The 24,308-nt window shown below is 65.9% G+C and carries 18 protein-coding genes; 8 read left to right on the top strand and 10 right to left on the bottom strand.

Annotated features, from left to right (window positions below):
* Position 1 precedes the first annotated feature (1 nt).
* The 5 genes from EDF58_RS12145 to EDF58_RS12125 all read right to left on the bottom strand — a co-directional run bounded on the left by EDF58_RS12145 (position 2) and on the right by EDF58_RS12125 (position 5,249).
* On the bottom strand, positions 2-958 hold the full coding sequence (locus EDF58_RS12145; RefSeq protein ID WP_132265769.1) for a hypothetical protein: 957 nt from the start codon (positions 956-958) through the stop codon (positions 2-4).
* 76 nt (positions 959-1,034) lie between these two features.
* A complete protein-coding gene (locus EDF58_RS12140) occupies positions 1,035-1,847 on the bottom strand; it encodes a CpsD/CapB family tyrosine-protein kinase (RefSeq protein WP_132265767.1) in 813 nt (270 codons plus the stop codon).
* Positions 1,844-3,382 (bottom strand): lipopolysaccharide biosynthesis protein, encoded by a 1,539-nt coding sequence (locus EDF58_RS12135; RefSeq protein ID WP_132265765.1) that lies wholly within the window; start codon positions 3,380-3,382, stop codon positions 1,844-1,846. Before EDF58_RS12135 ends, EDF58_RS12140 begins: the two co-directional genes overlap by 4 nt.
* Positions 3,379-4,431, bottom strand: coding sequence for a hypothetical protein (locus tag EDF58_RS12130; RefSeq protein ID WP_165921388.1), 1,053 nt, complete (start codon positions 4,429-4,431; stop codon positions 3,379-3,381). The genes EDF58_RS12135 and EDF58_RS12130 overlap by 4 nt, the downstream gene beginning before the upstream one ends.
* A 110-nt stretch (positions 4,432-4,541) precedes the next feature.
* Entirely contained in the window at positions 4,542-5,249 is a 708-nt protein-coding gene (locus EDF58_RS12125) for a polysaccharide biosynthesis/export family protein (protein ID WP_243654211.1), read from the bottom strand.
* A 279-nt stretch (positions 5,250-5,528) separates the two neighbouring features.
* Here EDF58_RS12125 and EDF58_RS12120 point away from each other — a divergent pair, with 279 nt between their 5' ends.
* The 4 genes from EDF58_RS12120 (at position 5,529) to EDF58_RS12105 (ending at position 12,029) form a co-directional block, all read left to right on the top strand.
* Positions 5,529-6,428 (top strand): WecB/TagA/CpsF family glycosyltransferase, encoded by a 900-nt coding sequence (locus EDF58_RS12120; RefSeq protein WP_243654210.1) that lies wholly within the window; start codon positions 5,529-5,531, stop codon positions 6,426-6,428.
* A 71-nt stretch (positions 6,429-6,499) separates the two neighbouring features.
* On the top strand, positions 6,500-7,987 hold the full coding sequence (locus EDF58_RS12115) for a hypothetical protein (RefSeq protein WP_132265760.1): 1,488 nt from the start codon (positions 6,500-6,502) through the stop codon (positions 7,985-7,987).
* Entirely contained in the window at positions 7,984-9,549 is a 1,566-nt protein-coding gene (locus tag EDF58_RS12110) for an O-antigen ligase family protein (RefSeq protein WP_165921387.1), read from the top strand. The genes EDF58_RS12115 and EDF58_RS12110 overlap by 4 nt, the downstream gene beginning before the upstream one ends.
* A gap of 290 nt (positions 9,550-9,839) precedes the next feature.
* On the top strand, positions 9,840-12,029 hold the full coding sequence (locus EDF58_RS12105) for a TonB-dependent receptor (RefSeq protein ID WP_132265757.1): 2,190 nt from the start codon (positions 9,840-9,842) through the stop codon (positions 12,027-12,029).
* 65 nt (positions 12,030-12,094) lie between these two features.
* Here the strand turns inward: EDF58_RS12105 and EDF58_RS12100 are convergent, their stop codons facing one another.
* Together EDF58_RS12100 and EDF58_RS12095 are read right to left on the bottom strand one after the other, a co-directional pair.
* Positions 12,095-12,727: a class GN sortase gene (locus EDF58_RS12100; protein WP_132265755.1), complete on the bottom strand. Its 633-nt coding sequence runs from the start codon at positions 12,725-12,727 to the stop codon at positions 12,095-12,097.
* Positions 12,724-14,940 (bottom strand): marine proteobacterial sortase target protein, encoded by a 2,217-nt coding sequence (locus EDF58_RS12095; RefSeq protein WP_132265753.1) that lies wholly within the window; start codon positions 14,938-14,940, stop codon positions 12,724-12,726. The genes EDF58_RS12100 and EDF58_RS12095 overlap by 4 nt, the downstream gene beginning before the upstream one ends.
* Positions 14,941-15,121: 181 nt before the next feature.
* Between EDF58_RS12095 and EDF58_RS12090 the strand changes: the two genes are divergently transcribed.
* Complete coding sequence (locus EDF58_RS12090) at positions 15,122-15,901, top strand: helix-turn-helix transcriptional regulator (protein ID WP_132265751.1); 780 nt, start codon at positions 15,122-15,124, stop codon at positions 15,899-15,901.
* 14 nt (positions 15,902-15,915) lie between these two features.
* Here EDF58_RS12090 and EDF58_RS12085 read toward each other — a convergent pair whose 3' ends face one another.
* Positions 15,916-17,370 carry a CHAD domain-containing protein gene (locus EDF58_RS12085; protein ID WP_132265750.1) on the bottom strand — a complete coding sequence of 485 codons (1,455 nt, stop codon included), beginning with the start codon at positions 17,368-17,370 and terminating at the stop codon, positions 15,916-15,918.
* Positions 17,371-17,676: 306 nt separating this feature from the next.
* Between EDF58_RS12085 and EDF58_RS12080 the strand changes: the two genes are divergently transcribed.
* Positions 17,677-18,156, top strand: a complete 480-nt coding sequence (locus EDF58_RS12080; RefSeq protein WP_132265748.1) for a carboxymuconolactone decarboxylase family protein — start codon at positions 17,677-17,679, stop codon at positions 18,154-18,156.
* A 45-nt stretch (positions 18,157-18,201) separates the two neighbouring features.
* On the opposite strand, the gene EDF58_RS12075 is transcribed toward EDF58_RS12080, so the two are convergent.
* Both EDF58_RS12075 and EDF58_RS12070 read right to left on the bottom strand, forming a co-directional pair.
* On the bottom strand, positions 18,202-18,690 hold the full coding sequence (locus EDF58_RS12075) for an Rrf2 family transcriptional regulator (protein ID WP_132265746.1): 489 nt from the start codon (positions 18,688-18,690) through the stop codon (positions 18,202-18,204).
* Between the two features lie 103 nt (positions 18,691-18,793).
* The gene (locus tag EDF58_RS12070; RefSeq protein WP_132265744.1) at positions 18,794-21,109 is read right to left on the bottom strand and encodes a TonB-dependent receptor; all 2,316 of its coding nucleotides are present in this window, start codon (positions 21,107-21,109) and stop codon (positions 18,794-18,796) included.
* Positions 21,110-21,368: 259 nt separating this feature from the next.
* Here EDF58_RS12070 and EDF58_RS12065 point away from each other — a divergent pair, with 259 nt between their 5' ends.
* Positions 21,369-23,603, top strand: coding sequence for a TonB-dependent hemoglobin/transferrin/lactoferrin family receptor (locus EDF58_RS12065; protein WP_132265742.1), 2,235 nt, complete (start codon positions 21,369-21,371; stop codon positions 23,601-23,603).
* Between the two features lie 65 nt (positions 23,604-23,668).
* On the top strand, positions 23,669-24,304 hold the full coding sequence (locus EDF58_RS12060; RefSeq protein WP_132265740.1) for a biliverdin-producing heme oxygenase: 636 nt from the start codon (positions 23,669-23,671) through the stop codon (positions 24,302-24,304).
* Positions 24,305-24,308 lie beyond the last annotated feature (4 nt).

The raw sequence follows: 24,308 nt of genomic DNA, 5'->3' as shown, positions 1-24,308 counted from the left end.
TTCACAGACTGGCGGGCGGGATCAGCTTGAGCAGCGGCGGCAGACGGCGGCGCCAGAGCGCTGCGCGCCGCTGCCGCTCCGGCAGACGGCGCACCATCCACTCAATGTCCGCGCGGGAAAGGCCGGTCCGCTCGCAAAGAAACGGGTGGCGCGGCGGGTCGGCGAAGTAGCTGTAGAACAGGGCGGCGCGATCGCGTGAGATGGCCGGCTTGCCGCGGTGGAAATAGCGAGCCGTGTCGCAGAAGACCACGGTGCCGCGCGGGCCTTCACAGCTGACCACATCGGCTTCATAGCCTGCGCCCAGGCGCTGCTCCAGTTCCCGGTCATCGGACAGGGCATAGGTGAAACCCTTAAGGTCGTCCTGCAGGGTATCGGGCCGCGAGATCTGCTGGAAGGGCCCGCCCGCGTCATCGACGGCATGGAGATAGACGGCCACTTTCAACATGCGCCGGTCCTCCCAGTCGCGGTGCCACTTGCGGGTGGAGACGGCCCTGCCGTCGGCGACCGTGTAGTTGATGGCGACGCCGTCGTAAGCGGCCGGCAGGCCCAGGTAGGCCTCGGCAATGTCCAGCAGGCGGTCCTGGAGGCCCCATCGGAAGATCATGGCGCTCCGCACGATCTTTTCCGGCGGCACGATGATGAAGGAACGGCCCTCACGAGAGAGGGCACGGGCGGAATCCGCAAAGTTCTCCGCCAGCGTCGCGGCGCGCGACAGCACGGCCTCTCCCCCCGGAATGCCGAGCGCGCCAAGCGTGGTGACGTGGATTCCCCGCGTGTCGAGGTCTTCGACGATCCCTGCGTCGGGCAGTGACAGCGGGGGCAGGGCGGCGCGGTGGCGCAGGACAGTGGCGTCGTAGCGATGGCCGAGCCAGCTGCGGACGTGGCGCTGGTTAAACAGCTTCAGCGTCGTGCGCGCGGGCAGGTCGCGCAGCCATTGACTGTCCTTGAGGCCGATCATGGCGCGTCTCCCCGGCGCATGGACGCCTGAACTCGAAAGCCATGTCGCGGCGATGAGGAACCGGCGCGGGCGATGGTCATGTCCGCTTCCGTCCGGTTGCGGGCGCCGTCCTGCCGGACATCTCGCGGTCCGGGCCGCGACCGGCGGGATAGCCGTATTCATTGCGCCGCGCGGGCTGAGAAAGGGACATGTTGAGGATCGAACCGATGATCGGCGTGCCGCCCAGCGCGCCGGTCACTTCGCGCACGCCGCTCTTTCGGCTCCGGCCCTCCTGCGCGACCAGAAGTACGCCGTCGATGTTGCGGGCAATGTGGACGAGGTCGTCACCAATCAGCGCCGGCGGGGTGTCGATGATGCAGATCGCCTCTTCCGCCTCGGCGGCGATGTGCCGCAAGGCATGGGCAAGGCGCGGGGAGGCCAGGAGTTGCTCGGCGCTCGGGTGGGCGCGGCGGACACGGTGGACGGCCAGGTCGACCCCGTCGATGCGGGTCGCCGTGTCGCTCCAGGCAGCTTCTCCTGCCAGGTAATCGTCGATCCCCGGCCCGGCGCCCGTCAGCCCTAGGCGCGCGCCGAGGGTGGGGCGGCGCAAGTCCAGTTCGACCAGTATGGTCGGCCGCACGCGGCTGAGTACGGCCGCGAGGTTCGTCGCGACATGGGTCTTGCCGTTCCCCGCCTCGATCGAGGTGATGGCGAAAGTGCGATGCCCGGTCGCCTCGACATGCGCCAGCAGCGTGGAGCGGATCATGAAGAAGGGATAGAGCTGCTCGCTCATCTGCCCGAAACCGCAGATGCGGTTCTCTGCAAGGTGCCGCGGATCGAGCAGTGCCGGGGCATCGTCCGGAATGCCGGCCGTTCGCAGCAGCGGCGGGATACCGGGCTCGGCGTTCATCGGTTCACCTCCGTGGAGAGGCCGGGCAGATAGGCGCGCAGCCTTGTGAGGGTCTCGTCGGCCAGACGCGAGAAGCGGCTCTCCTCTGTCACCAGCGGCACGACCCCGAAGGAGGGCACCTGCATGGTCCGCGCCAATGTGTCGGCGCCGTGGATGGTGCCGCTCAGCAGTTCGAAGCCCAGGATCATGCAAAGGCCCACTGCGGCCCCGCCAGCAATGCCCAGGGCCAGGAGTATCGCCGGTTTCAGCCCCAGCGGTTGCAGCGGCAGGCTGGGCTGGTCGACCACGGTAAAGCGCTCGCCCTTGTCTTCCGACTGGAGGTTGGCCGCGACTTGCGCCTCCAGCTGCTTTTCACGCAGGGAATCGTACTGGCGCTTGATGTTGTCGTATTCGCGCTCGATCATGTTGAGTTCGTAGGCGGCCTGCGGGGCCTGCGCGGCGCGCTGGTCGAGGTCGGCCATGGTGTGCACCAGCTCGGCCCGCCGGCTGGCAAGCACGCCGATCCGTTGCCGCCCGGCGGCGATTTCGGTTTCGATGAGGTTAGTTCCAGCCGGGGGCAGGTGCGATTGCAGGGCCTTCTGCCGCTCCAGTTCGGCCCGCGCGGCCACGACGTCCGGGAAGACATCGGAATGGACCGCGAGCAGCTGCGCCAGCCGGTCCTCTGCCCGGCGCACACCGTCGGCGCCGCTGGGCGGGGCCTGTCGAAGCTCCTGCTGGCGGGCGGCGAGCAGGCCGTTCTGCTGGACCAGCCCTTGCGTTTCCGCATCCGTGCGCGAAACTTCGGCGCGCAGGGCCGAACTGGACTGCGCGCTGAGGGCCACGCTGCTGGGCAGGGCGCCGGCGTAATGTGCCTCCACGCTGCGCCGTTTGTCCTCAAGGTCCCGCAGCTGCCGCCGCAGTTCCTCCGATCGGCTCTCCAGGAACGAGGCCGTTCCCGTCGCCTGTTCGGTGCGGAAGCGCTTGTCCTCGACCAGGAACATGCGCGTGAGCTGCTCGGTGACGTTGCGCGCCTTGAGCGCGTCGGGATATTTGAACGAGAGCGTGAAAGCGATCGTGCTGCCGCCGCCGCGTGCCTGGTCGGCGCCGACCAGATCGACGCCGATGTCGCCGCGCATCACGTCCAACAGGCCGGGGAAATCGATGCGGGTGCGCTTGTCGGGATAGAGGTCGTTGCCGCGGATGAGCCCGGCCAGGCTGTCGCGGCTGACGATCTGCTGGCGGATCTTCGCGATCCGCTCGTCCGCGATATCGGTCAGCGGCGAGGCGATGAGGCTGGTGGGGATCTGCGGGGAATCGATCAGCAGCGTTGCCGCCGACTGGTAGACCGGCTTGCGCAAGGCCACGGCAATGCCCGCGGCCAGAAGGCCCAGCACGATCGGCGCGATCATCCAGCGCCAGCGCCGGCGGAACATCGCCAGGATCTCGCGCGGGTAGATGCCGATGCTGTCGGGATCGACACCGAGCGCTGAAAGGGCCTGGTCGCTGCTTCGTGCAGGTGCCGGGCCTCGTGAAAGTGAGGGTGAGGGCCGGTTCATGGCCGGGGTATCCGGTAGAGCAGCCCGGTGCGGAACGTCAGCGAGTTCAGCCTGATGTCGCTCAGTCCCGTCCTTTGCTGAAATTCCGCACCGCCATAGAGCAAAAACTGTCCGTCCAGCCGGTGCTCATAGCGGGAGGTGAGGCTGAGGACTTCGATGTCCGGCAGGTTGCCGCCCGGGCCGCCGCTTTGGGGAGAACGGCGATATTCCCCGCGTGCGATGAGCCGCCCTCGCTCGCTGCTGCGCCAGTCCAGGCTGGTCGCGGCGGAGACTTCGCGCTGGATGCCGCCGAAGCTGCTGACCACCGAGGCGACGGCGGCGGAAGCGCAGAAGCGGATATGTCCCGGCTCGTGGCAAAGGCTGCCGTTCCCCGAGAATTGCACCGGCCCGCTCTCGCGCCCGCTGCCCGGCCTGAGGCGCGAAAGCCGGGTTACGCCGATCTCGATCTCGGCATTCCAGGCACGGGGAAAGCGCCGGATCGCCTTGGCCTGGACGGCCCAGGCGTGCGGATCGCCCCCGCTGCTCGAGCGGCTCGACGTGATCTGTCCGCCCAGGCCGAGGGTAGTGGCGGCGTCGATCCGGTTCTCCGCGCCGAAGTCGAGCGAAACGGCGTCGGTCGGCGTCAGCAGCAGGGAGCCGCGCGGTTCGATGCGGCTCCAGCCCAGCCTGGCATTCAGTGCGGTGCGGGCGTCGGTATGGACGGTCACGCCTTGGGCCACCTCGTAGCGGTCCTGAAGGCTGACCGGGTCGATCGCGCTGTCGAGGCTGGAGGCCACGGCCTCCACCGGCAGGACACGTTCGAAGGAAAGCTCGGTGCGCAGCGACAGGTATTCGTTGCGGTGGTGGACCAGCGCCAGTTCGGCGCTGCCGGTCAGGAAGTTTCCGTATTCGCGCGTATACTGGCGATAGGCCAGCGAACCGCCGGTCTCGATCCTGGTGCGGAAGTCGAGCGGCCATTCGGCGCTGGCCTTTCCGGCGATCTGCCCGCCCAGGGTGACGGCATCGTCACCGGGCAGCAGGAAGGGATTGCGCGCGGCGAACAGGCTCATGTCGACCTCGATACGGGGCTGGTTCTGCGCCGCAGACCGGGCCGGCAGCATTGCGGCGAGTGCAAGAGCGCCGATCGCGAGAGCAGGAAGCGGACCACGCTGCCGCGCCTTCACGGAATGACGAGGACGTCGCCGCTCGACAGGGTCGGCAGCGGCTTGGCGAGATTGCCGGGATCGAGGCTGCGACCGCCCTTCAGCAGGCGCTGGAGCTGCACGGGTTCCACCACCTGGCCTTGCGCCGTTTGCCGCAGGATCACGGCATGACGGACATCCGCGAACTCGGCGGTGCCCCCGGCCATGCTGAGGGCCTGAAGGACGTTCGGCGCGGTGCCGCTGGTGAAGCTGCCGGGCGTGCGGACTTTGCCCAGGACATAGAAGCGCATGCCCGTCGCCCCGCGCAGCGAGACGGTGACATCGGGCGGCGCCGTGCGATAGTTGAGGGAAATGCGCTCGCGCAGCTCCGCCGCGATGTCGGAGACATTGCGCCCGCTCGCCTTGATCGTACCTGCGAGGGGGAACGCGAAGGTTCCGTCGGGCTGGACCAGCACCTGCCGCTGCATCCGCTCCTCGCCCCACACGAAGACCTCGAGTTCGTCGCCCGCATTCACGGTATAGCGGGTGGAGGCAGCGGATTGCGGCTGGGCGCCTGCCGCCGATACGGCCGCCGCCGTCACGGCTTCACCGGCCTCCTTGGCCGCAAGGTGACCGCACATGCCCCATGACAGGAGCGCCAGGCATCCGGCGAATGCGCGAAAGATGCGCGCGGCGCGGCGGCCTGACTTTCCGGAACGCATGGACGACGCGCGGGCAAAGGACACGATACCTCCCTGGACGCGGGCTCTCTCCCGCAGTCCGGTCAGGAGGGTATCGGTCGGGCCAAACGCCCGTAATCGTTCGATCGGGGGGCGGGCTTCACGGGTAGGAGAATTCGCCAGTGGCCTGATCAGCGCCTGCATCGACAGGACGGCGGAAGCGGATCGGCAAATGCGGATGGCGGAAAGGGGGACCGGAATCTTCGCAGGCGGATGGACGGTCCCGGTAGCCACAAGAGATCGGCGACCGGCCCTGCGGCATATTCGTCCACGGGGAGAAACACCATGTACCTCGACAAGTTCCACAAGACTTCGGGAGAATTCGCGCCGGCTGACATGCGCGAGCTGGCTGCTCTGGTGGCGGCCACTTCTGCAACTCTGGCAGAGCCTCTTTCGGCACTTGAGCGGCCCGATCCCGGTCCCGTGGAATTTCTCGAACTGGCTTTCACGCGGATCGACATGGCAGGGGCGCTCGACGCCATCGTTTCGCGCCCGCCGTCGGCACCGTTCGCTTATGTGGTGACGCCCAATGTCGACCATGTCGTGCGGCTGCAGCGCCGCCGCTCGGACCTCTGGCCTGCTTATCGCGGCGCCTGGATGACACTCTGCGACAGCAGGATCCTGGCGAAGATGGCGAGGGCCGTGGGGCAGGACCTTCCCGTCGTGACCGGCAGCGACCTCACCGCCGCCTTGTTCGACCACCATATCGATCGGAACGACAGGGTGGCGATCCTGGGCGGCAGCGAGGACATGGTGGCCCGGATCGCCGCCCGTTACGGGCTCTGCGATCTGCACCACTACAATCCGCCGATGGGCTTCATCCGTGATCCGCGCGAAGTGACGCGGGCCGTAAGGTTCCTGGCCAACACCAAGGCTCGGTATGTCTTCCTGGCGGTCGGATCGCCGCAGCAGGAGATCATTGCCCGGCGCCTCGCCAGGGCCGGTGCGGCCTGCGGTATCGGCTTCTGCGTGGGGGCGGGACTGGAGTTCCTCACCGGCGACCAGGAACGCGCGCCGCGCCTGATGCAGCAGATGTCTCTGGAGTGGCTCTATCGCCTGGGATCCGATCCGCAGCGCTTATGGCGGCGCTACCTGATCGATGGGCCGCAGATATTCCGCATCCACCAGACCTGGCGGAGGATGACCCTTGGGCTCCAGAACGCGGCCGGGGGACTGACACCCTGAAACGGACCGCGATCGCGCTGTCGCTATGCGCGGTCGCGGCAGCGGCCGTGGCGGTTTTCGGGCCTCAGGCCGTGCGCCGCCATTCCCTCGTCGAGCAGGCACGCTCGGCGCAGGATGCGCTGCGGCCCAACATCGTTCCGGTAGCCGCACCTCCCACCGCCCTGGGCATCAATTTGTTCGGGCTTCAGACCTTCAATCGGCAGCAGGTCTTCTCCAACATGATCCTGCAAAGCGAGTGGTTCTCCTCGCGCGGGGATGTCTGGACGCCGATGCCCTCCCAGCAGCTCGATGCCGCGGGGTGGGTGCGCAGCCTGGAACCGGGGCAAACAGCGCCGCGTCCGCTGGTCCTGCCTGCTGCGCCGTTTCGGGCAATGGCGGTGCGGTGCACTTTTGCCGGCCGCGGCGGGCTGGAGGCTGGCGGTGTGGCACGCGTTCTCGGCGTTTCTGCCGGCGCGGTCGATCTGGAACTGCGGCCAACGGGAGCGGAAGGCGAGGGCGCCTGGGTCGAGCTGATCTCCACCGACCCGGCCGATCCCTTGCGCGAACTCGATTGCCGCAAGGCTGGCGTCCCGCGCAGCCAGCGGTTCGACCCGGAATTCCTCGCCTTCCTCTCCGGCTTCAAGGTCGTTCGCTTTCTCGACTGGCAGCGCACGAACGACAATGCGCCAGCCTCGTGGGCGACCCGCAGCCTTCCGGGCAGCGGGTCTCAGGTTGGCGTGGCGGGCGCCTCGGTCGAGGACATGGTCGACCTTGCCAATGCCGCCGGCGCGGACCCGTGGTTCCTCATGCCCTACGATGCCGACGCGGATTATCTGCGCGGCTTCGCGGTGCTCGTCCACGCCCGCCTCGATCCGGGGCGCAAAGTCTATGTCGAACTTGGCAACGAAGTGTGGAACGACATCTTCGATGCCTCGGGCCAGGCTGAGCGGGAGGGACTTGCCTTGGGGCTTGGCGGCGGCGATCCCATGCGGGCACGGATGGAGCGCTATTCCCAGCGCATGGTCGCGGCCATGCGCATCTGGACCGCGATCTATGCCGACCGGCCGCAGGCGCTGATCCGGGTATGCTCCACCCAGCATGCCAATCCCGAGCTTGCGCGCATGGTCCTGAACTATGGCCATGCGGACCGCTGGGTGGATGCTCTGGCAACCGCGCCTTATCTCTGGCTGGAACTTGACGGCTATCGCAAGCGGGATCTCGATCGCATTTTCACGCAGATGCCGGGTTCGATGGAGCGGACGCTGGCGATGGCGGAGGCCAATCGCGCCGTGGCGGCCCGGCATGGCCTGCGCTACATCGCCTATGAAGGCGGCCAGCATCTCGTCACCACCGATCTGGACCTCGCGCGGGCCGTGCAGCGCGATCCGCGCATGGGCGAGGTCTATCTGCGCTACCTCGAAGGCTGGCGCCGCCGTTTCGGCGATACCCTGGTACTCTACGCGGCGACCGCGCCGATCGGCGAATATGGCTCATGGGGCCTGCGCGAATATGCCGGCCAGCCTGCGGCCGAGACGCCGAAGCTCTCGGCCGTGCGCCGCTTTCAGGCGGAAGCGCCGTGAACCGCCACGCGGTTCAGTCGATGATGGGGACGGGCGGGCTCTTCGCCTTGCTGGCGGTCGCCTATTACAGCATCCATTCGGCGCTCTATGTCGCTTGTGCCAGCGGGGCGGGCGTCGCGCTGTTCCTGATTTGCCTGCGCCGCGTCCACCGCGAGGAAATGGCCATGCGCAGCCTGTTCTGCGTGATGGCGCTGCCGATGCTGGCCTGGTCGCTCCCGGCGGTGCGGCTGCTGCATCTGGCGATGTGTTTCTGGGTGCCGGTGGTGGCGGGGCGGCGCGAACGTATCGCTCCGCTCTATCTGTTCAGCATGTTGCTGCTGCCTCCGCTGGACGCCCCGGTGGAAATCGGCGGGTTGAAGCTGTTCGATTTCGGGGTGCAGGACGGGCTTGCCATTGGCGCGGCAGTGGCGATCTGGCTGAAGTTCCGGAAATCGGAAAGCGCGCCGCGGCGGCTGACAAGCGATGGATGGGTCGCCGCGTTCCTGCTCATGCTCGGCCTTGCCCTCTCGCGCGAGACCACGGCCACGAATTTCCTTAGAACGACGGTAAATCTCGTCCTCGACCTGGGCCTGCCCTATTATATCCTCAGCCGCGGCGTGACGAGCACCGAGGGGCAACGTATGGCCCTGCGCTGGCTGGCCTGCGGGGGCGTGGCGCTGACGGCAGTGCTGGTCCTGGAAATCTGGCGCAGTTGGCCGATCTACAATGAGCTTTACGGCCAGTATAACGTGCCGATGATGCTTCTGGTGAAGGCCCGGGGCGGTTTGATGCGGGCCGGGGGACCGTTCGTGGAGCCGACCTCCATCGCGCTCGTCCTGGCCATGTGCTTCGCCGCCCTCAGCCTGCTGCGGGAGGATTTTCGATCTGCCCTGCGTCATTCCGGGCTGCTGGCGATCACGTTCCTTGGGGTATCGGCGCCGCAATCGCGGGGCGCCTGGATCGGGCTCGCGCTCGCATCGGTGGCCATGGCGATCTATCGGGGACGCTGGCGCTCGCTGCTGGCCTGTGCCGGTGGGATCGGCCTGGCGCTGGGCATCGTCTTCGTGACGGCCCAGCTTTCCCTCACTTTTGCCGAAGCGCTGGGGCTGTCCGACGGGGGCGCCAACGAGACCACGACCTATCGCCGCGATCTTTTCGAAAAGGGCAAGGAAGTGTTCTGGCAAAGCCCGATGTTCGGGCATTCGATGCCGCGGCTCAATGTGCTGCTGGCAGACTTGCGGCAGGGAGAGGGAATCATCGATTTCGTGAACACCTACCTCTGGATCGCGCTGATCGCCGGATCGGCAGGGCTGGCGATCTTCATCGGTAACTTCCTCGACCCTCTCGTTTCGCTGTGGAAGCGCCGCCGCGTCCTGCGCCGCACGCCGGGAGAGGCCCCCGCGGCCTTCGTGTTCGGGGTGCTGGTGATGCTGAGCGAGATGCTGTTCTTTACCTCCTTCGGCGGGCGTCCCGCTTTCCTGACGCTGGGGCTGTTCGGACTGTCTGCCACTATCCTGGCGAAACCGCAGGCCCGGCGTGCGCCGCTGCAATGGATGCCGGACAGCGCCCCGCTGCGCGCATGAACCGCGGATCGACTTTTTCCTGGACGGCACTTCTGGCGCAAAAACCCGGCAGCACCATGCGACTCTGCCGAAGGCGAGAAAAAGCCCATCGAAGTCAACGACGTTGATGGTGCGCTGCAAAAACATCGGCGAGCCACGCAACGAAGCGGCACCGTGATATTTCTACAACATTTCCGCCCGATCTTATTTCTGCAACGCAGCATCGAAAACAATGCGTTTGCGAGTGCACCCGCAAGTCCCTACTCCGCGCGACAAACAAGGTCTCAGGGTAATCAGGGTTTCATAAAAACATGACTCAGCGTCGATTCCGCCATCGTGCCGCCGTTTCGCTCATCGCTCTTGCTTGCACCGTGCCGGCCGCAGCGCAGGCGCAGAGCATCGCCTCGCCTGCCAGCGAAGGCGCCAGCAGCACCGATATCGTGGTCACCGCGACCCGCCGCGAAGAACGCGCTGTCGACGTGCCGATCGCCGTATCGTCGCTGAGCGGAGACAAGCTCGCCGCCATCAATTCCAGCGGCCAGGATATCCGCTTCCTGTCCGGCCGCGTGCCTAGCCTCCTGGCGGAATCGTCGTTCGGCCGTACTTTCCCGCGCTTCTACATCCGCGGCCTGGGCAATACCGACTTCTCGTCGGACGCGGCCCAGCCGGTCTCGGTCGTATACGACAACATCGCGCTTGAAAGCCCGTTCCTGAAGGCTTTCCCGGCCTTCGACCTTGAGAACATCGAAGTGCTCAAGGGCCCGCAGGGTACCCTGTTCGGCCGCAACACCCCGGCCGGCGTGATCAAGCTGACCTCGGCCCGCCCGACGGACCATTACACCGGCCACGGCAGTGTTTCCTGGGGCACCTACAACACGATCAACAGCGAACTCGCGCTGAGCGGCCCGATCACCGAAACCCTGCGCTTCCGCGTTGCCGGCAACCTGCAGCACCGCGACGACTGGGTGAAGAACGACTACGCCGAGACGATCAACGAGCGCCGCTTCGACGGTTACGACGATCTCGCCGGCCGTGCCCTGCTGGAATACGACAACGGCCCGCTCAACGTCCTGGTGAACCTCCATGGCCGCCACTTGCGCGGTTCGGCCCGCGTGTTCCGCGGCAACACCATCAAGCCCGGCACCAACGACTTCGTGGACGGCTTCGACGTCGAGCACACCGCGCAGAACGGTTCCAACCCCCAGCGCCTCGACGGCTGGGGCAGCAACGTCCAGGCCAGCTACGATTTCGACGGCCTGGGCACCCTGTTCTCGGTGACCGGCTGGGAAAAGGTGAAGGTCTTCTCGCGCGGTGACGTGGACGGCAGCTATCCCGCCGCCGTGCCCTTCTCGGTCGAGAGCGGCAGCAAGGCCAAGCCGCGCGAATTCACGCAGGAACTGCGCTTTGCCTCGGAAAAGTTCGGCGACGTCAGCTTCCAGGCCGGCGCCTACTACTTCAACCAGAACCTCGACACCGAGGCGCTGAGCTGGAGCACCACCAACGTCCAGACCAACGGCAACACCAGCCATCTCGACAACGAGACTTACGCGGTGTTCGGCTCGGTCGAATATACTCCGGTGGAATCCCTCATCCTGCGCGGCGGCCTGCGCTGGTCGCACGACCGCAAGTACGGCAACCTCAACGCCGCCGATGGCGTGCTGCTTTCCGAAGGCCGGGCCAAGGGCTCGAAGGTTTCCTGGGATGGCAGCGCCACTTACAAGCTGGACCCGGACCACTCGCTCTACGCCCGCGCCGCTTCGGGCTACCTGGGCGCTTCGCTGAAGAACGACGCTGTCTCGGGTGTCGCCTCGGAAGCCAAGCCGCAGACCACGACCTCGTTCGAAGTCGGCTTCAAGGGCGAAGAGCGCGGACTGGTCAGCTACTCGGCGGACGTGTTCTACATGAACACGCGCAATATCCAGCTCACCGCCGTGGGCGGCGCGTCCAACACGACCACGCTGATCAACGCGAAGAAGGCGATCGGCTGGGGCGTAGAGGGCGAAATGGCGATCACGCCGGTGGAGGGCCTCTCCCTGACCGCAGGTGGCAGCTACAACTTCACCAAGCTCAAGGACTCGGACCTGAGGGTCGAGCCCTGCTCGGGCGGCTGCACCGTGCTCGATCCGGTCGTGGCGGGCACCTCGCTCGTCTCGATCGACGGCAACCGCCTGCCGCAGGCGCCGCGCTGGATCGCCAACTGGACGGCCAGCTACACGGTGCCGATCAGCGAGAACCAGGAAGTCTTCGCCTATACCGACTGGGCCTACCGCAGCTCGGTCAACCTGTTCCTCTACGATTCGGTGGAATTCACCGGCAAGGCATCGCTGGAAGGCGGCCTGCGTGCAGGCTGGCGTGACAATGCCATGGGCATCGAAGTGGCCGCTTTCGCGCGCAACATCACCAACCAGATCCGGATCGTCGGCGCCATCGACTTCAACAACCTGACCAGCATGGTCAACGAGCCGCGCATCATCGGCGGCGAAGTGAAGTTCCACTTCTGATGTAACGGCCTCGCCGGTCCCGGTTCATGGGGCCGGCCGGCGAGGCTTTTCATCTGCGGTGCGGTTCACCGGCTGACCGCTTCGGCATGGACGACGTAGCGCCACGGGCCGCTCCGGATCGCGTCGAAGGGAAAACAGGTCACCAGATCCAGCCTTTCGCCGAGCGGCGCATCGGCCACGGCGTAGCCGTCCCATCGCACCACTTCGGCACCGGTGACGCGGTAGCGCCGTTCCAGGCCTTCGCGGGTCTGGACGAAGATGAGATCGCCTTTCTTCATATCGCGCAGAAACCGGAAATGGGTGTCGCGATGGGCGGCGACCACGGCGGTTCCAGCCTGTCCCAAGGCCGCTCCACCCGGCAGCAGCGTCGGGCCGAAAGCCAGAGCCTGGCCCGATCCGCTGTCCAGCACGATCCTTGAGATGCCAAGGCCGGGAACCACCAGCCGGGCCGTGGGGGTCATGTCGGCCCAGGGCCAAGGCTTGCGCGGGGCGTGATCGACGCGACTGCGGTCGAAGGCGCGGTCCAGCAGGACCTGGGCCACTGCGGCTTTGGCGGGGATGTAGAGCCCGCATGCGATCTGCGCCAGGCCGGTCAGGCACAGCCCGAGCAGGAGGATGACCAGGAGGCCGCGTCCCCGCGCGACCTCCTTCAAACGGTTGGACCAGAGGGGCGCCGTTCGCAGGATTGCGACGTTCATGCCGCCCTCCGGCGCAGGAGCAGGGCGAAGCCGGTCATACCCGCCAGCAGCAGCGCCAGCCCCTTGCCGATCAGGCCGAGGCAGCCGGTCGCGGTCTGCGGCAGTTCCAGGGCCTGGGCCTGCATGGCGGCGAGACTGCCGGTTCCTTCCTGTCCGGGCGCTGCCTGCACCGCGTCCTGGCCGAAGAGGGCTTCGAAGTCCCAGCCGGCCGGCAGGTTGATGGGCAGTTCCTCGCGCGTCAGGCGGGCACCGGCAGGCCGCGCAGGCGTCTCGTCGACGGCGACCAGGCTGGTCTGGCGCGTGACGATCGCGTGCTCCATGCCGATCCTTTCGATCTCGGCATCGGCGCGGTCGTCCTCCAGCTTGCCGAGGGCGCGGTCGGCCTCGACATCGGTGATGCGGCGATGGGCCCAGAGCTTCTCGATGGCGGGGCTGGGCAAAGCAGCCGAGAGATCCACCCGCTGCACCCAGGGCTTGCCGCCGATGTTGCCGGAGACGGTGAGCGTTCCGGAAAGCTTGTCGCTGCGGCCGACGAGCACCAGCGGCCGTCCGGCGTAGACGTCCGGCAGGCGCGAGGGGGTGAGATCCAGCGATCCGCCTTCGACCCGCACCGAGAGATCGCGCACCGCCGGATGGCTGAGCACATCGAGTAGCGGCGTCATCTTGGCAGCCACTTCGCCGGGCGCGCCGACATGGGTATAGACCCCGCCGCCGATGGTCGACATGCGCTCCATCAGGAAGTCGTTCGGTGCGGAGCCGATGCCGACCATGAAGACGTGGCTGCGGCCCCCGTCGTCCCCGATCGCGGCCATCATCTCGCGTTCGTTGGAAATCTCGCCGTCCGTGAGGAACACGATCTGGCGCAGCACCTCGGGACTGGTGCCGCCCCCGGTCCCGGCATCGTCCAGCGCGGCCTTGAGCGCGGGGAGCATCTCGGTGCCGCCTTGGGCCTGGAGCGATTCCGCGAAGCGGGTGGCGAGCGCGACCTGGTCCGAGGTGGCGGACACGCTGTGCTCGAACAGGCGCGTCATCGTGTCGTCGAAGCGGATCACGTTGAAGTGGTCCTGCGGGCGCAAGGTGCCGAGCGCATGGATGAGGCTGGCCTTGGCCTCCTCCATGGAATCGCCGCCCATCGAGCCGCTGTTGTCGATCACGAAGACCATCTCGCGCGGGGGGCGGGGAAGGCCGTCGAGATTGGCCGGCGGCGTGATTGCGGCCATGACGTAGTCGCCCTTGTCCGTATGCTGGGCGAACAGGCCGAGCGCGGGGTCGGCCGAAGCGGAGCGCCAGTCGAGCACGAAATCGCGGTTGGCGGGAACGGTGGTGTCGGCAAGGGTCACGGTGCGGTTGTCGGTGGCCCCGGCTACGTTGATCCGATGATAGCGACTGATCAGGTTGGCAACCTCGAAGCCGGGCGCGAGATGGACCGAGATCGAGGTGGGATTGAGTCCTTCGCCCCGTCTGCCGCCCAGTCTGGCGCCAAGCGCGGGATCCAGAACCGGCGCGGCGGTCACGGCATCGGCGTCCTCGACAGCCGCGGCCGAGCCCAAGGTAAGCGGCGGCGTATAGCGGGGCCCCACGACCAGCGGCAGGCGCAGCGAGAACGTGCCGTTCGCCTGGCTGACCGGTGCCTGATATTCGATCGCGATCAGCACGGTCTCGCCGGGGGCGACATTGGCGACCATCGTGCTGAACATGTTGGGGCGCTGCTGCTCGACGAGACCGGCCTTGCGGCCACTGGCCTTGGCGGCCTCATAAGTCTCGCGGGCTTTCGCGCGCGGTTCGATGTGGCCGACGATCACGCGTTGGCCGACCACCATCTTCAGCGAGTCCACCGCGCCGTCCTGGGGCAGGGGGTAGAGATAGCTGGCCTCCATCCACTTGTCCGAGGTGTTGCGGAAGGCCTGGGTTACGCGCACGCGGGCAACCTGTCCGGTCACGGTGACGTCCATGTCGGTGCCGAGGCGGACCGCCGGAAGGCTTTTCGCCACGCCTTGTCCGCGCAGCATGAGCGTGCCGGCGGCGGGGCCGTCATCCGGAGCGGCATCGTCGACCGCGGTTTCGTCGGCCACGGCGGCCGTCGAATGGATCGCCACGGCAAGCGGGGCGCCGAGCGCCAGGACGATTGCCGGGACCAGGGCGCGGCGGATGGCCAGAATGCCGGGGCCGGAATGGCTGGAACCGAGAGGACGAGGGGCGGGGGACTGCGGCATGGCGGGGCTCCATCTGCTAGGGGAGCCCTTCGTCTATGCGCATGCCATGCCGCACAGCCACGAGCAGTTTCGGCCGGTTCCGGCACGAGATGTGCGGAAATGCGGAACGCACGTGCGGGAAAGCGGAACGCGCACGAAATGATTGACGACATGTGCGGGTTTGTGCGGAAAGAGACGCACGATGACAGTGACCGAAACAGAGCCCGCCGATTCCTCACCGCTTTCGGCCGAGGGCGCCGAGACCGCTCGCCTCGTGCGCGAGGAGATCGCCCGCCGCCGCATTTCGCGTCAGGCGCTGGCGGACATGGCGCGCATCAGCCTGTCCACTCTGGAAAAGGCGCTGGCAGGCAAGCGCTCCTTCACGCTGGCAACGCTGCTGCGCATCGAGGAGGCGCTGGGTGTCGACTTGCGCGCGGGCCGTCCTGCGCCTCCCGCGGCGCCGGTCCTGGGCGACGTGGCGCCGGAGTCCATGGGGGCCTATGCCCGCTCGGCCGTTGCCTGGCTCGAAGGTCGCTATCTGACGATCAGGCCGAGTTTCGGCACGCCGGGCGGCCTTTTCGCCTATCTCACTACCGTGCGCTGGGTGCCGGAAAAGGCCTGCCTCGGCTTTGCGGAATCAGGCCGTTCGGATTCCCGGTTCGAGCAGGCCGGCCATGTCTCGATGCCGAACCTGTCCGGACATATCTATCTGGTGACGAACGAGCAGGGCCAGTACCGCCTGGCCATCCTGTCGCGGCCCACGATCGATGGTCAGCTCTTCGGGATACTGACAACGCTGGAAGTGGGCAGCGGGTCGCAGCTCGTACCCGCCGCCGCACCACTCGCCTTGCGCAAGTTGCTGGAGGGAGAGGATCCGCCGCTGGGCCTCGTCACGGACGCGATGCCGCATTTCGCGGACTACCGCGCGATGCTGGGCCGCTCGACCGACGGGGACTTCGCGCGTCTCCATCTTCCCTGCTGACCTAAAGACGCCGCTTAGCGCCAGAAGCGTTTTGCATCGACGAAAGTCTCGTAAGCCTCTGCGGCGGCTTCCAGAAGGTCTGCCTTCTTGTCGTGGCCCAGCAGGTGAGTTGCCTCGGGCGCATCGGCGAGACCAAGGTTGTCGAGCAGTTCCGGGGCGCCGACAAGATCGTTGAGCAGACCCAGGCGATCTTGCAGTTCCTCCAGCGCGGAAACGAAGCGCTTGTGGCGGCGGCGCTCACGCTTCTCGGGGAAAAGCGCCACGAAGAAGTCCGTGGCATAGCGCAGCTTCTTGGCGGTCTTGCGCACTTCATGGCGCGCATGATCGTCCAGTTTCTCCAGCCGGCGCCCACCTTTCTTGACCTTGCGGCGGAAGCGTTCGAGTGCATTGGCGGCAAATTCGCGCGCCGTGGTTTCGCGTAAGGCGCGGCGATCCTCGTCGGTCAGCCAGTCCCCGATAACGAGCCATTCCGACAGGTCGAGCATGAGCATGCGCGCCCGCCGGGAATCGAGCGCGGCGATGGCCCCCAGATAGGCATCGTCCCGCGCCGTCGTAATGCGGTTGAGAAGCGGCCCTTCGCTCGCCTGGTCCGCAAGCACGTCCAGGTCTCGCGCCTTGCCCAGTTCCCCGGCCAGCCAGCGCAGTTCGCCATTGAACCGGCGGCGCGTCTCGTCCGGGAACAGGGTCTTGAAGAGCGTCAGTGCGGAGCGCAGGCGGCGGATGGCGACGCGGGACTGGTGCAGGGCTGCGCCATCGCGGTGATCCAGCACCAGTGGCTCGTTGAGCCGGAAATGGCGCAGGCAAGCCGCTGCAATCGCCTGGAATGCCTTGCCGGCGTCCATCTCGGTTTCGAGCACGACACGGGGCGCCTTGGTCGCGGTGGGGGCCGGGCCGAGCAGGCGATAGCCGCGCTCGGCCTTGCTCGATACGCCGATGCGAACGGGAGCTATCGCATCGATCCGGCGCGCCAGGGCGAAGAGCGCGGCGGCGCTGCCTTCCTTCAGTTCCAGTTCGACTTCGCAGACCGGGGTTTCACGCTCGGCCGCAATGACATGGCCGCGATCGAGCGTGATCTCGATGCCGTCCTGAACCCAGAGGCGGCGCTCGTTGTCCACCGTGAACACCGGGGAGAGCGAGGCAATGCGGTCTCCCAACAGCGCGGGGATCGGCGTGGTATGGTCGATGATCGGCTCGTCATCCGGAACGGGACGCTCCCATTCGGGCCGGATGAACATGCCGGCCGAGGGGCCGTCGGCTTTGACCGTCTGCACCCGCTTCGAACCATCGCGACGCACGCGCAGCGATAGCCCGGCCTTGGACAAGTCGTGATCGGGGGTGTCGAAATAGATGGCATGTTGCGGGATGAGGGCGGGCTCGCCCGCGAACAACCCCGAGGCTTCGAGCTGATCGGCGCTATCCGGGGCCAATTCCAGCTTGAGCTCGGCTTCCTCGTTCGCGACCGCTGTCATGGCAGGCCCTCCGGTTGACAGGCCGCGGCCGGCGGCTCGGGAGACGGCGCGCTGTCGAAGGGTGGAATGTCCCGTCCGGCGACTGCCATCGTGATGGGGATAAACGCATGAGGGCACCGATCGTTCTCGAAGCGGGCGATGGTGCAGGGAATCGGAAGGGTCACAGCCGCCTTATGGCCTGTCGACGTGACTGCCCGACGACACCGGCGGCACGGATGAGACGCCGTTGTAAGGATAAGGGCGCTTGACGGAATTGCTAATACGGATATTAAATATCCGTATTAGCAATTCCCAAGGATGAAGCGAATGTCCCAGCGTATCGATTATGCGAAGCAGGCTCCCGAACTCGTTCGCAAGATGATGGATCTGTCGGCAGCGGTGAAGAACGGCTCGATCGAGCAGAACACGTTGACGCTTGTCGACATCCGCGCATCGCAGTTGAATGGATGCGCGTTCTGCCTCGACATGCACGTCAAGGAAGCCAGAATTCACGGCGAGCGGGACCTGCGCGTTCATCATGTCGCGATCTGGCGGGAATCGCTGCTGTTCAATGCGCGCGAAAGGGCGGCTCTGGCCTGGACCGAGGCGGTGACCCGACTGGGTGAGGGCGGCGTCCCGGACGCGGTCTATGCCGAGGTTCGCGAGGCGTTTTCCGAGAAGGAGATCGTCGATCTGAACTTCGCGGTGATGACGATCAACGCTTGGAACCGACTGGCCATAGCGTTCCAGGCCGTGCCCGGTTCGGCGGACAAGCTCTACGGCCTCGAAAAGGCCAATCTGGCCTGAACTGGCGCGGGCAGCCTTGCGCGAAAGGGGCGGTTTTCGCCCCTTTCAGCCTGCCCGCTCCATCAGCCAGTCGAAGCTGCGCTTGAGCAGGTCGGCGGGCACGTCCTCCTGCAAGGTTTCCTGCAGGTCTGCCAGCGTCACGGCCGCCAGCGTCTGGCGCCAGGCCTCGTCCGCGCGCCACATGATGCGGGCGACGGCACAAGGCTTGTCGTCGCAGAGGCTTTTCGGACGGCAGGGGTTGTTCGCCCTGATCTCGCTGCACTGGAATGTCGACTTGCGGCCTTCCACCGCCTCCACCACTTCGAGGAAGGTGATGGCTTGTGCCGGCCTGGCGAGGCGGTAGCCGCCGCTTGGACCCAGCGTCGTATGCACAAGCCCGGCCTTGGACAGGCCCTGCAAGGCCTTGCCGAGATATTCCTTGGGCACGCCGTGAAATTCGGAAAGGCTGCGGGTCGAGAGATAACGGCCTTCGGGCAGACTGGCCATCACGGAGCAGCAATGGAGCGCCCATTCCACCTGGTTCTTGAGATTCATGCGCCGGCCGGGTCAATCATGGACATTCGATATCCTAGATTGACCCGGCCGATTGCGCAACGAAAAGGCGGCACCTTTCAGGTAGAGGCGTTTCCGTGCCGGGTCAGTATTTCACGCCCAAGGTGAGACCGTAAGTGATCGGATCGGCCCAGATGCTGCCTACGCCGAGCGAGGCGTAGTTCACGGCGGCCCGGTAGCGATGGTTGGTGACGTTCTCGCTGAACAGAGCGACCGAGATCTTGTCCGAAGGATCGACCCATTCCGCGCGCACGCTGAGGAGCGCGTACTGGCTCTGCTTGAACTGCTCCGCGATGCCGAAATAGAAGGAGGACGTGTAGTAGAGGTTGCTGGACAGGTTCAGCCGGCCGCCCGCCAGGTCGATGCCGTAGGACACCGCCAGGTTGCCGGTCAGCGCAGGGGTACGCTGCATCTTGAAGCCGCTGGCATCCGTGGTGGTCTCGACCAGGGCACCGGGACCGAGGCCGCCAAGGCTTGGCGGCGTGCAGGCCACCGGCGAGGTACCGAAGACGGCCGCGGGGTCGCAGAATTGATAGAACGGTGCATTGGGGAAGGTCTTGTAGCGGGCGTGAGTCCAGGCAAGCCCGCCGCTGACGGTAAGGTCGTTGGTGACACGGGCGCTGGCCTGGCCTTCGATGCCGTAGATCTCCGAGCTGGCAGCATTGGTGATGCGGGCGGTTCCGGCCTGGAAGCTCGACACCTGCAGGTTCTTGTAGTCGTAGTAAAATCCGGAAAGTTCGGCGGTGAAGCGGCCGTCGCCGTACTTGTAGCCCAGTTCGTAGGCATTGATCTTCTCGGGCTTGACCGGGCGGTAGGAATAGCCGCCGACGTTCAGCAGCCCTGCCTTGTAGCCTTGCGTGAAGGAGGCGTAGACGCTGGATTCCTCGTTAGGTTTGTAGCGCAGGACGAAACGCGGGGTGACGCGGTTGTTCGTCAGCTTGGGCACGTCGAAACGGGTGTAGAGAGGGGTTGTCGCGAAGGATCCGAAGGGCACGGCGTTGCCGTTCTCATCCTCGTAGACCGAGGCGGTAAGGGCGCGCAGGAAGTAGGCCTGGTCGACCCAGTCGTGGCTGTAGCGCGCACCGGCCGTCACGAAGAACTGCGGGGTGACCTCGTATGTGGCGTCGCCGAAGACGGCGATGGACTGAGAGAGCGTCCCGGATTCGCCGTTACGCGCAAAAGGTGCGGTGCCCAGCTTGGCGTCGGTGGGCCAGGTGTCCCGGTTACGGAAGTAGTAGACGCCGGTGGTCCACTGGAGCGGCGATCCGGCCTTCGAACTCAGCAATACCTCCTGCGTGAAAGTCTTGCTGTTGGAACCGATGCGGATCGTGAAGATCGGCAGGGCCGTCGCGTCGAGGTCCTGCACGCTGGTGACGCGTTCGTCGCGGAACTGGGTGTAGGAAGTGAGGTTGGCAAACCCGAGATCGGCCTTGATCGTGCCTTGGATCACGTCGGTGTTGGTACGGGCGCCGATGCCGTCCGCGGGATTGAGCGCGACTTCGTTGGGTTTCGTGGCATAGAGACCCGCAGGCGTGAACTGGTAGATCCACGGGGTGCCCTGTTTGTCCACGAAGGCATTGTGCATCAGCGACGAGGGATCGTCCGTCTGCGCATGGGTGTAGCGCAGCAGCACGCTGACATCCGGTGTCAGATCGGCTTTCAGGCCGGTGCGGATCGACCAGCGGTTGTATTTGCCGACCTGATCGTTGCCGTCGATGATGTTGCGCTGGAAGTTGTCGCTGCGCCGATAGAGGCCCTCCACATCGAAAGCGACGCCCTCGGTAATGCCCGAGGTTGCATAGGATTGGACTTCGACCGTATCGAACCGGCCGTAGGACACGCGGAATTCGCCCGCTGCGTCCTGGCTGGGCTCGGCCGTGGTGACCAGGATCGCGCCGCCAGTGGTATTGCGGCCGAACAGGGTACCCTGCGGCCCTTTCAGAACCTGGATGTTCTGGACCTTGAGTAGCTGGAAGTCCGTTGCGGCGGCGCTGGGCAGGAAGAAGCCATCGACGTAAGTCGCCACGTTGGGGCCACCGCCGGACGTGGTGATCGCCGTTCCGACGCCGCGGATCGTGGGCTGGGTGTAGACGCCCGCCTTGTCGAAGCGCAGGGCCGGGACGACCTTGGACATGTCGGAAAGCTGCCGCACACCGGTGTCCTTCAGCGTTTCCTCGCTGAGCGTCGTCACCGTGATCGGCACGTCCACGGACCGTTCGGCACGGCGTTGGGCCGTGACGATGATTTCGCCGTTCTGGCCCAGGGGGTTGGAACCAGCCGAGGCCGGTGCGGCAGCGGGGGCGACTTCGCTTCCTGTTTGCGCGCTGGCCGATCCCGCGACCAGGGCCGATGCAAGCGCCCCCAGCGACGCCATTCGTTTCAGCTTCGAAATTCGCGGCATATGTGTCCTCCCGTTCCCCATCCGGCTTTCCTGCCGGTTGCCGCCATTTTCCACGATCCTGCGGGCAGGTGAAATCTCTCCTGGGCATCATATCGCGGTGGCGGTTCGGAAACGTTCCGGCGACGCACGGCGGGGTTGCGAACGGGGCTGGCGGGAAAGTTCCGATCTCCACCGTAAATTGAAAAGGCGGATTGAAATTTCGCTGCGACATTGTGCAAGTAACGCTTCTGCGAATCATTAGCAGTAGGATCTTGCATCAATGACTTCTCCCAAGCGGCGTGCGCTGTTGCGCGCGCTGAAACAGACTTCCGCCCTTGCCGCCGCGGCGATCCTCTGCGCCGGTGCACAGGCCCAGGCGGCCGACGGTGCCGCCACTTCCAGCGAAGACCCGGTCAAGCTCGGTTCCGTCCGCGTCGAGGATACGGCGATCGGCAATCAGCAGCAGGGCGTCGATCGCAATGCCGCCGGCAAGCCGGCCGTCCTCACCACCACCACCACGGCCGAGACGTTTCGTGAGCGCATGGTCGACAATATTGCCGATTACGCCCGGCGCGTGGATGCGGGGGTGAACTTCAACACCAACAACCAGAGCATCAATATCCGCGGCCTCGACGCCAATCGGGTGCTGACGACGGTGGACGGGATCCGTCTGCCTTGGATGAGCGACGGGGCGCGGGGCGTGCAGGGCGGCGTCGCGGCCTTCGATTTCAACTCGCTGAGCGCGATCGATGTCGTGAAAAGCGGGGATTCCAGCTACTTCGGCCAAGGCGCGCTCGGCGGGGTCTTTGCGGTGCGCACGCTCGATCCCGAGGACCTGCTGACGGATGGCAAGAAGCAGGGCGCGCTCGGCAAGGCGACGTATGACAGCGCCAGCGACAGCGTCTATCTCAACCAGGCTGCCGCCTTCCGTACCGGAGACACGCTGGTCCTGATCCAGGGCGGCTACCAGAACGGCCACGAGACCGAGAACCAGGGCAAGATTGATGGTACCGGCACGACGCGGACCGCCCGGAACCCTGCGGCCTATGACCAGGAAAACCTGCTGGTAAAGGTCCACCAGTACCTGGGCGGCGGCCACCGCATCGGCCTGACGGGTGAGACCTTCAAGCGCAGCTACGACGAGGACACACTCACCAGCATCGGGTCGACCTATTCGTCCTATGGCACTCTGGAGCAGAACAAGCGCAAGCGCATTGCCGGTACCTACGATTATCAGGCCGAAGGCGAGGGCTTCGTTCAGGAGGCTCACCTCGTAGGCTATTGGCAGCGCCTGAACCTGCGCACGTATACGCAGGCCATGCGCAAGACCGCGCCGATAGGGCAGTATGACCGCGACAGCGACCTTCAGGACGAATCCTGGGGTGCGAACGGCTCCATCGTCGGGCGCGCGGCCACCGGCGCGGTGCAACATGCGATCAGCTTCGGCGGCGAAGTCTATGCGACCAGGACGACGCAGTATGCGTCCGGCGTCGATAACTGCACGGCGGCGATCTACTCGTGCTCGTTTCTTCATGTGAACCAGTCCGACATGCCCGATGTCGACGGCATCGATCTCGGCCTGTTCCTGCAGGACCGGATGACGTTCGGCGCCTTCCACCTGACGCCGGGCCTGCGTTTCGACTGGTATCGCCGCACGCCCCAGGACACGCCGAGCTATACGGTGAATGCGGCCTATGAGGGCCTTCCCGAACGCTCCAGCGACTCCCGCTTTTCGCCCAAGATCATGGCCGAATACGATGTCGTTCCGGGGCTGACGGCCTATGCGCAATATGCCCAGGCCTTCCGCGCGCCTTCCGCCACGGAACTCTATCTGACCTATGGCGGCACCGGCAGCTACGTCAGCATCGGCAACCCGGACCTGAAGCCGGAAACGAGCAAGGGCTACGAACTGGGCCTGAAATTCGGCGATGCCAAACGCGGCGCCAAAGTCAGCTTCTACGACAACTACTATCGCAACTTCATCGACACCATCACCACGACGGCCTCGGCCGCCGGGCTTAGCGGCAGCTATCCCTTCGGTGTGTTCAAGTACGTCAACCGCGCCCATGTCCGCATCTATGGCATCGAGGCCAGTGCCCAGTGGGCGCTGACGGAAACCTGGCGCGTCTGGGGTTCCATCGCCTATGCCCACGGCAAGGACACGGATGAGGACACTTACCTGAACTCGATCCCGCCGCTGCGCGGCATCGCCGGGTTCGGCTATAGCCAGCAGCGCTTCGGGGCCGACCTTTCCGCCACCGTGGCTGCCAAGCGAAACAAGGTCGAAGACCCGACATCGACCATCAACAAGACGCCGGGCTACGGCATCGTCGACTTTACGGCATGGGTTAAGCCGGGGCTGTTCGAGGGCCTGCGCCTCCAGGGCGGCGTATACAACATCCTCGACAAGACCTATTACAACGCGCTCGACATTTCGGACAGCGCCACGGTCTCGCAGAGCTATTACAGCCAGCCGGGACGGACCTACAAGGCCTCGATGATACTGGCGTTCTGACATGACATGCCGGGGCGCTGAGGCCGCGCCCCGGTTTTCATGTGGCAATCGAAGAAGGACTTCCCATGAATACGACACTTCAGACCCCGGCTGAAACCGGCCCCGAAATCGGAGCCGGTAGCGGATCCGAAGTCGGAAGGGCGAAGCGTCTCAAGGCGGCTACCACGCAGGCGCACGACCAGCTCGACAAGCGGATCATGGCGGGCGAGCCCTTCGCGGCATTGGCCAATTACGGCCGCTTCCTGGCTGTGCAACACGCCTTCCACCGCGACATCGACGCGCTTTACGACGATCCGGCAATCGCGGCCCTGGTGCCCGATCTCGCCGAGCGTCGGCGCTTTGCCCAGATCGGGCAGGATCTGGCGGACCTGTCGCTTGCGCCGGCAGAGCAGACCGAGGCACCGCGCTTCGCGGGCGGAGAGATCGACGTGCCGACGGCACTGGGCTGGCTCTATGTGGCCGAGGGATCCAACCTCGGCGCGGCCTTCCTGTTCAAGATGGCCCGCGCGCTGGGGCTCGACGAGAACCACGGCGCGCGCCATCTGGCCGGTCATCCCGATGGCCGAGCCCAGCACTGGCGCTCGTTCACCGGGGCGCTGGACGAGGTGGCGCTGGACGAGGCGGAAGAAATGCGGGTGATCGAGGGTGCCAATGCCGCGTTCCGCCGCGTTCATGGGCTGGTGGAACAGCAATACGGGTGATGGA

Origin of the sequence: Novosphingobium sp. PhB57 (assembly GCF_004342985.1) — a bacterium.
Taxonomy (GTDB): domain Bacteria; phylum Pseudomonadota; class Alphaproteobacteria; order Sphingomonadales; family Sphingomonadaceae; genus Novosphingobium.
Note: the sequence above shows the minus strand (reverse complement) of the source record. Positions and strands in the feature narration are given on the sequence as shown.